The organism is Desulfobacterales bacterium, assembly GCA_029211065.1.
Taxonomy (GTDB): Bacteria; Desulfobacterota; Desulfobacteria; order Desulfobacterales; family JARGFK01; genus JARGFK01.
On record JARGFK010000161.1, the window covers coordinates 1 to 6,875 of the forward strand.

Annotated in this window: 8 protein-coding genes; 5 read left to right on the top strand and 3 right to left on the bottom strand. The window is 46.6% G+C overall.

The features are described 5' to 3' along the window. Window positions 1–126 precede the first annotated feature (126 nt). Window positions 127–618, bottom strand: a complete 492-nt coding sequence (locus P1P89_21410) for a CopD family protein (GenBank protein MDF1594075.1) — start codon at window positions 616–618, stop codon at window positions 127–129. Window positions 619–884: 266 nt separating this feature from the next. Next, entirely contained in the window at window positions 885–1,298 is a 414-nt protein-coding gene (locus tag P1P89_21415; GenBank protein MDF1594076.1) for a metalloregulator ArsR/SmtB family transcription factor, read from the bottom strand. 167 nt (window positions 1,299–1,465) lie between these two features. Between P1P89_21415 and P1P89_21420 the strand changes: the two genes are divergently transcribed. From P1P89_21420 to P1P89_21440, 5 genes are all read left to right on the top strand, one after another. Then, entirely contained in the window at window positions 1,466–2,146 is a 681-nt protein-coding gene (locus P1P89_21420; GenBank protein MDF1594077.1) for a metalloregulator ArsR/SmtB family transcription factor, read from the top strand. 88 nt (window positions 2,147–2,234) lie between these two features. Further along, on the top strand, window positions 2,235–2,594 hold the full coding sequence (locus tag P1P89_21425) for a rhodanese-like domain-containing protein (GenBank protein ID MDF1594078.1): 360 nt from the start codon (window positions 2,235–2,237) through the stop codon (window positions 2,592–2,594). Window positions 2,595–2,786: 192 nt separating this feature from the next. Continuing rightward, window positions 2,787–3,989 (top strand): cytochrome c biogenesis protein CcdA, encoded by a 1,203-nt coding sequence (locus P1P89_21430; GenBank protein MDF1594079.1) that lies wholly within the window; start codon window positions 2,787–2,789, stop codon window positions 3,987–3,989. Window positions 3,990–4,197: 208 nt separating this feature from the next. Next, window positions 4,198–5,223, top strand: a complete 1,026-nt coding sequence (locus tag P1P89_21435) for a 4Fe-4S binding protein (protein MDF1594080.1) — start codon at window positions 4,198–4,200, stop codon at window positions 5,221–5,223. 38 nt (window positions 5,224–5,261) lie between these two features. Further along, complete coding sequence (locus P1P89_21440; protein MDF1594081.1) at window positions 5,262–6,104, top strand: sterol desaturase family protein; 843 nt, start codon at window positions 5,262–5,264, stop codon at window positions 6,102–6,104. Window positions 6,105–6,353: 249 nt separating this feature from the next. Here P1P89_21440 and P1P89_21445 read toward each other — a convergent pair whose 3' ends face one another. Next, window positions 6,354–6,527 carry a hypothetical protein gene (locus P1P89_21445; protein MDF1594082.1) on the bottom strand — a complete coding sequence of 58 codons (174 nt, stop codon included), beginning with the start codon at window positions 6,525–6,527 and terminating at the stop codon, window positions 6,354–6,356. Window positions 6,528–6,875 lie beyond the last annotated feature (348 nt).

Genomic DNA, 6,875 nt, shown 5'->3' on the forward strand with positions numbered 1-6,875 from the left:
TCTTTACGATAAAATTTCATCCAGTCTTTTGGCTGAAGAGAAGAAATTAGCCGCATAATTTTCACTCAATTGAGGTATTACTTAATACAATATCATCTACCATTGAATAACCCATTGGGATGACAATTAAATGGATATTAAGGCCGCCGTAAGCAATAGGACTATGCCTCCTAAGACGAAATTGGCTTTGAGGAGGGCCAATGAGAGCTTCTTTAGCCTTGTTGGTTGAATTTCATTTGGCCGTGGAGAAAATTTTTCGATTTTGGGAATCAGTATCAATCCTCTGTAAAAGTGGATAATAATCATTATGGCAACAATAAAATGTTTCAAGGCTATCAGCATATTCCTGCGATTGTTCATATCTATAAAAGATTTATAGTTTTTGTCGTAATAGAAAATGATAATTCCTGTGGCAATCAGCAAAAGAATGCTGATATTAGCCAGTGGGGTGAAACGTTTTGCAACCTCCTTCATCAGCCCACCAACCATAGAAGATGATTCTATAGCTGCTTTCGACCCGGGCAATATTACCAACAGAGTCATCAAAATTCCCCCAATCCATACTACTGTTCCAATCACATGGAAGAAATGACCCGATATCAATATCCATGGATTCAATTTACACCTCCATTCGAAAAGTGCTGCAAATAGACCAAAGGGGACAGGAATTTTTCTCTATATCCCTTCCCCTTTGGCGGCACTGTACAATGTTCTGCCTACTTAGATTTCTTATCTTCCTTTTTGTCTTTGGCTGACTTCTCTCTTTTTTGTTTCAAAGGAATGCATCCACAGCCACAATCGTTCTTTTTTTCTGCCATTTTAACCACCTCCTTTCTTATAAAGCGATTAAGCAATAACTTAATTAAATCGACAAAAAAAACCGTCTACCGTTTCACTGAATCCAACTCTTTTAACCTTTGCCGCACGATGCCAAGTTCATTTCTGAGCTCTTCCTCATACTTTTTAAGTGATTCCACGTTCATTCTTTCTGATTCAGATTCCCTAAATTTACCTGTTCCTTCGCATCCACAAGTGCAGATTTCAGTCAACACATCTCGGCAATTTTGCAATGCTTCTTCATCTATTGAGTATGGTATCCAGTAACCATTACGCTCACTTCTAACAAAACCTGCCTGCCGTAAAATTTTTAAATGTTGCGATACCGCTGCTGGTGTTATGCCAACTATTTCTGCAATTTTTTTAGCACCCAAAGGCCCCTCTGATTTCAACAAGTCGATTATTTTAACCCTTGTTTCAACAGACAATGCCTTAAACATTTCAACGGGCTCGAAACTCATGGATTGTTCCTGTAATATAATTAAGTATTTTAGTTTATGCTTAATTATAAATTTAAAATTTAATTGTCAATACATTATTTTTAAAAGATGATTTTTTTGATTGACAGAGATTAAACAGATCAATATTCTATTATTCAATGAATTGATTGAATAATAGAGGTGTTAATATGAAAACTCCAAACAGGCGATTTAAGGATGAAATCTATGAGCAGTTTGCCCGCATTGGAAAAGCGGTTTCCAGTCCCAAGAGATTGGAACTTCTGGATTTGCTTTGCCAGGGACCGCGGACGGTCGAGGTTTTGGCTAATGAATCCAGTCTGACCATAGCCAATGCCTCACAACATTTGCAAGTCCTTCGAGCTGTCCGACTTGTTGAGACAGAAAAAGAGGGGGTCTTTGTCATCTATCGCCTTGCAGATCAGGCCGTCTGCGAATTCTACCGTGCCATGCGAGTGCTTTCTGAAAGCAGGCTGGCAGAGGTTGAGCAGATCAAGCGCCGGTTTCTGGAAGGAAGAGAAGGGATGGAGCCTGTGGATCGAGAAAAACTTCTTGAGCTTGTCCGTGAAGGAGCGGTGACTGTCCTGGATGTACGACCGGTCGAGGAGTTTAGTGCCGCACATATTCCCGGAGCCATATCCATCCCTCTTGAAGAACTGGAACTGCACTTGTCCGATTTACCGTGCGACCAGGAAATCGTCGCTTATTGCCGGGGTCCATACTGCGTTCTTTCCATTGAGGCTGTTGAGATGTTACGTGCAAAGGGTTTCAAGGCAGTGCGACTTGAAGAGGGAATCCAGGACTTAAGAGCCGTTGGGTTTCCTATCGCAGAAGCCGAAGAGGTGCAATAGCAACGGGTCGCATTATACTGTTTTGAGAATTTGTTCGTGCCCGATAAAAATTGATTTCACGCTTATCACTTTAAAGGAAATCCAAACGATGAAGAGTGTAAGAAAAGCGCTAATATTAATGCTGGCCGTTACGATCACGGTCGGCTACCTTTTGTACAGTAACCGGAATGTCACCTTAAAGGCTGCAACAATGGAGGATGTCCTGAATGAGGCCAAAGCAGGCGGCTACCGTTTGATTAGCACCGATGAATTATGGGCACGGTATAAAGACCGTTTTAGGACACTTTTGCTGGTGGACACGCGACAGGAGTGGGAATATCGGACGGGGCATATCAGCGGTGCTGTGAACTTTCCCATGGAGCCGACCGGCTGGTCGCGCTGGCGCAGCAGAGGGGCGCTTAAAAAATTCCTGGGCCCTGACAAAACCCGGTTCATCGTGTTTTACTGAGCGGGTCTGGCATGAGTCCGCAGTGATTCGGCGGCCCGGGTGGCCGTAACGCTTGGTTATAAAAACGTTTATCGAGACCCTAATGGATATCCGGATTGGCAGGCAAGTGGTTTGCCCGTGGAAAGATCTCCGACAGGACTTGCTGATATTTCTCCGCAACCCGAAACCTCTAAACGGTTTCAGGGCTGGGCAATGATCTGGACCCTTTTAGGCATATTTTCGGGTGGCATCGCTCTTAACCTCACGCCCTGTGTCTATCCTTTGATTCCCATAACGGTTTCCTATTTTGGCGGCAGAAGCGGTCAGCGTCAAGGAGCTTTGCTGACTCATGGCGCCTGTTATATTAGTGGTTTGTCCCTCACCAACTCAATGCTTGGCGTAACCGCTGCGCTGACCGGAGGTCTCATGGGAGCCATGCTCCAAAGCCCTTTGGTATTGGGTGTCGTGGCGGCCGTTCTGGTATTTTTCGCAACCAGCCTGTTTGGCTTCTGGGAATTGCGGCTGCCATACGCGATAACTCAGGCGGCTTCAAAATCATACACCGGCTACTTCGGCAGTCTTTTTATGGGCATCACATTAGGTATCGTTGCAGCGCCCTGCATTGGTCCGTTTGTGCTGGGGCTGCTCACGTGGGTTGCCAAGATGGGGGACCCGTGGCTTGGTTTTTTGATCTTTTTTACGTTAAGTATCGGCTTGGGCCTGCCGCTTTTCTTCCTGGCAATATTTTCGGGGAAATTAGATAAACTTCCCCGGTCCGGCGAGTGGATGCTGTGGATTCGCAAACTCATGGGCTGGGTGCTGGTGGGTATGGCCGCTTATTTCATTCGACCGCTTCTGCCGCAAACCGCTGGAAATTTGGTCCTTGCCGGTGTAGCCCTGGCAGCCGGTCTGCACCTGTGCTGGATCGACCGCACCCGGGCCGCATTTCGGGCCTTTGATTGGATGAAGACCGGCGCCGGCATTATTGGGCTGGTGGTGGCTACTTACATGATCGGTTCATTCATCATGCAGGGACCCGGTGTGCAGTGGCGACCATATTCGGATGGGCTCTTGTCTGAAGCTGTTGAAAAACAAAATCCCGTAATTATCGATTTTTCCGCCACATGGTGCGCCCCCTGCCGGGAACTGGATGCGGTCACATTTCATGATCGCGAAATCGTCAAGCAGGCGGCTCAAGCTTTTATCATGATAAAGGTGGATCTCACCCGCAAAGGCGATCCCGACAGCGAACGCCTTTTGCAAAAATATAAGGTTAAAGGCGTTCCGACGGTGGTGTTTATAGATCGGCAGGGTAACGAGCGGGAGGATCTGCGCCTGGTGGATTTTTTGCTCCCGGATCAGTTTTTAGTTCGCATGGCGGAAATCAGAAAAAATGCCATCCCAAAAAATACATAAATTTGATGTACCCATCATTAAAGCTATCAGCTACATGGGCCTTGTCTACGCTGTCATTGGCTGGTTAAACGAGGTGCTGTTTCACTGGACCACCAGTATTTTTCTGAGTCATTACTCTGAGTATATCGCCATCGGAATATTTGGAATTTACAGAGTGGCCGTTGAGAAAAACCCCTATACCAAAAAACGGATCGCGGTACTCACGGCAATGGTTCTGGGGTTTTGGGCGCTCCTCCCATATCTGTTTTCGCTTTCAGAGCCTGCCATAGGATTTTTTAGCGGCAAAGCAAAATGGGGGCAGGGCCTTCATGTTCCGATGACCTTGACATTTTTCTTGTCTTTGCTTCTGGTTCTTCTATTTGGTCGACGAGCCGTATGCAGCTGGAATTGCACCTGTGTCGGCAGTAGAGACACCATGGGGGCCGCCTTCAGGAAAGAAACGATCAAGTCTGATACAGCCTGGAAATTCAGGCACCTTAAATGGGTACTCACCAGTTTCTATTTTGCCTTGTTTGTTATTGTCCTGCTGCCATTTCCAAAAGCAACGCTCTTTGTAGATGCTTTTTTCGGGATGGTTGGTGTTATTTATTTTGCTTCCTTTCTTTTTATTCCACTCACCGGAAACCGCAACTGGTGCCGCTGGCTGTGCCCATACGGCCAGACTTTTGGGATTTTAAACAAAGTTGGATTTTACAAGATCAAAGCCGATAAGGGGAAATGCATTTCCTGCGGGAAGTGCACCAAAGAATGCGATATGGGCATCCCGGTTCAGCATCTTGTCGATACAAGGGGTGAGGTGAACGTGCCCGATTGCGTGGGTTGCGGTCGCTGCATCACCAACTGTCCCAAAGAGGCATTGAAATTTGTTGACATCCGAAGCTTCTTAAAAAGAACGCTTGGCTCGGTCGAAGCCCTACAGATGGATAAAGCAGACTCTAAAAGAAAAACGTTTAAAGTGATAAAAGCTATGTCAACTGAAAATAAAGGCAATAACTCATCGGAAATGACGCCTGTGGATAAAGATCAGTTGACAAACAGCCAGACTGAACCCAGAGCAGAATATACAACCGCCGAGTATCTGAAATCGGTATGGCCGAAAGCTCCTGCCATTATGGTAGGTGATGAGATTGTGGTACAGGGTGCCGACTTTTCCGAGGAAAAGCTGGAATCAGCGATTTGCAGACACTTGGGGCTTAAGGCCAAAGAAGGGTTGGTTAGTCGCCTACTCAAGTGATAAAGGGACAATCTTTTTATTCCTGAGGACGAAAGAAAATGAAACATGAAATCTTTATACGCCTGATTTTCTTTCTAACAATATTCGGAGCGGTTGCCTATTGGGAGCATCGATCACCGCGACGCTCTTTGACAACTTCAAAGAAGGTGCGTTGGATCAGCAATCTTTCTTTCATGATTGGAAACCCGGTTCTTGTTCGCTTGATCTTCCCCATCCTTGCGGTCGACACCGCCCTGATTGCCCGGCAGCGCGCATGGGGGCTATTGAACATTTTTGATTGGCCGATGTGGCTGGAATTTGTAGTCGGTGTTGCCATCCTCGATCTGGTCATTTACCTTCAGCACGTAATGTTCCACGCCGTGCCGCTTTTATGGCGGCTGCATATGATGCACCATGCGGATCTGGACTTCGATCTGACGACCGGTTTACGATTTCATCCGATTGAAATAATTCTGTCAATGATACTGAAAATGGCGGTGATTGTCGCCTTGGGGCCTCCTGTTACAGCAGTGCTGGCATTCGAGGCCCTATTGAACGGAATGGCAATGTTTAATCACGGGAACATCACAATCCCAATATCAATAGACCAATGGTTAAGACGCCTGGTGGTAACGCCGGACATGCATCGGGTTCACCATTCTGTCATCATCCGTGAAACGAACAGCAATTTTGGTTTCAATCTATCTGCCTGGGACCGATTGTTCGGCACCTATTGCGCCCAGCCCCAAAAAGGACATACCGGAATGACAATCGGTCTTTCACAGTTTCGTAACGCAAAAAAACTGACTTTGCCACAGCTCCTCATCCTGCCATTTACCGGGGACCCCGGCAAACAGCGATCAATCGGTCCGGGGAAAGATTCAAATCAGGACTTTTTTTAAAATGGTGAGCAGAACAAATTCTGATTCCGTCTTTAGTTATAAGGTCGAGATCTCTTTCAAGAAGAATCTGGACGGCATCAACGGCAGGAAATCTCTTTTTGAGGTACAATAATGAAGGGCTGGAAAGTTAAATTTCGACTTGAACCACTTTAGGTCGGAATTGAAGAACCGATTTAGAAATAATATCTGACCCGCAATTCCAGCTTGTAATCATTCTGTTTTCACCGAACTCGGTCTCCCGCGCCCCTATCAGCAAAGCGTTGCGCAGCCCAGCTCCAGGTTGGTTATCGCCGTGTAGACAACTTCCGGTGTCACGGACAGACTCTGATCATTCAGGTTTACGATGGTCGTAACGGCAGGTGTAAAGTAAAGGAGGTCGAAGGGCTCTTTGATGCTGGCGCGAAAATAGAGATAATCGCGCATGGGTTTAGTGGCAGCCAGGGTGCCGCGGGACAGCGTCGATGCTTTGGCAAGCTGGGAGCTGTCTCCGGTGGCAAGATAGCGGTCATAGGCGCTGTCGATAAACTGTGGAGCTTCTCAAAATAGTGGACACACCTAATAGCAAAATTATAAAAAGAAACAGGAGGTGTGTCTATGCCAAGAAGGTACGATAAAGAATTCAAGTTGGAAGCGGTACGGATGGCCGCAGAGCCTGGGATAACCGCCAGGGACGTAGAGCAGCGGCTTGGAATCGGCCAGGGGGTTTTATCCCGCTGGAAACGACAACTTAAGAAGGAAGGGAACCATGCCTTCCCCGGCAAGGGCCATTTA

What these genes read in the sequence shown, in the direction of transcription:
- P1P89_21415 (MDF1594076.1), bottom strand. Translation starts at nt 1,298, where the DNA reads ATGAGTTTCGAGCCCGTTGAAATGTTTAAGGCATTGTCTGTTGAAACA.
- P1P89_21420 (MDF1594077.1), top strand. Translation starts at nt 1,466, where the DNA reads ATGAAAACTCCAAACAGGCGATTTAAGGATGAAATCTATGAGCAGTTT.
- P1P89_21425 (MDF1594078.1), top strand. Translation starts at nt 2,235, where the DNA reads ATGAAGAGTGTAAGAAAAGCGCTAATATTAATGCTGGCCGTTACGATC.
- P1P89_21430 (MDF1594079.1), top strand. Translation starts at nt 2,787, where the DNA reads ATGATCTGGACCCTTTTAGGCATATTTTCGGGTGGCATCGCTCTTAAC.
- P1P89_21435 (MDF1594080.1), top strand. Translation starts at nt 4,198, where the DNA reads ATGGTTCTGGGGTTTTGGGCGCTCCTCCCATATCTGTTTTCGCTTTCA.
- P1P89_21440 (MDF1594081.1), top strand. Translation starts at nt 5,262, where the DNA reads ATGAAACATGAAATCTTTATACGCCTGATTTTCTTTCTAACAATATTC.
- P1P89_21445 (MDF1594082.1), bottom strand. Translation starts at nt 6,527, where the DNA reads ATGCGCGATTATCTCTATTTTCGCGCCAGCATCAAAGAGCCCTTCGAC.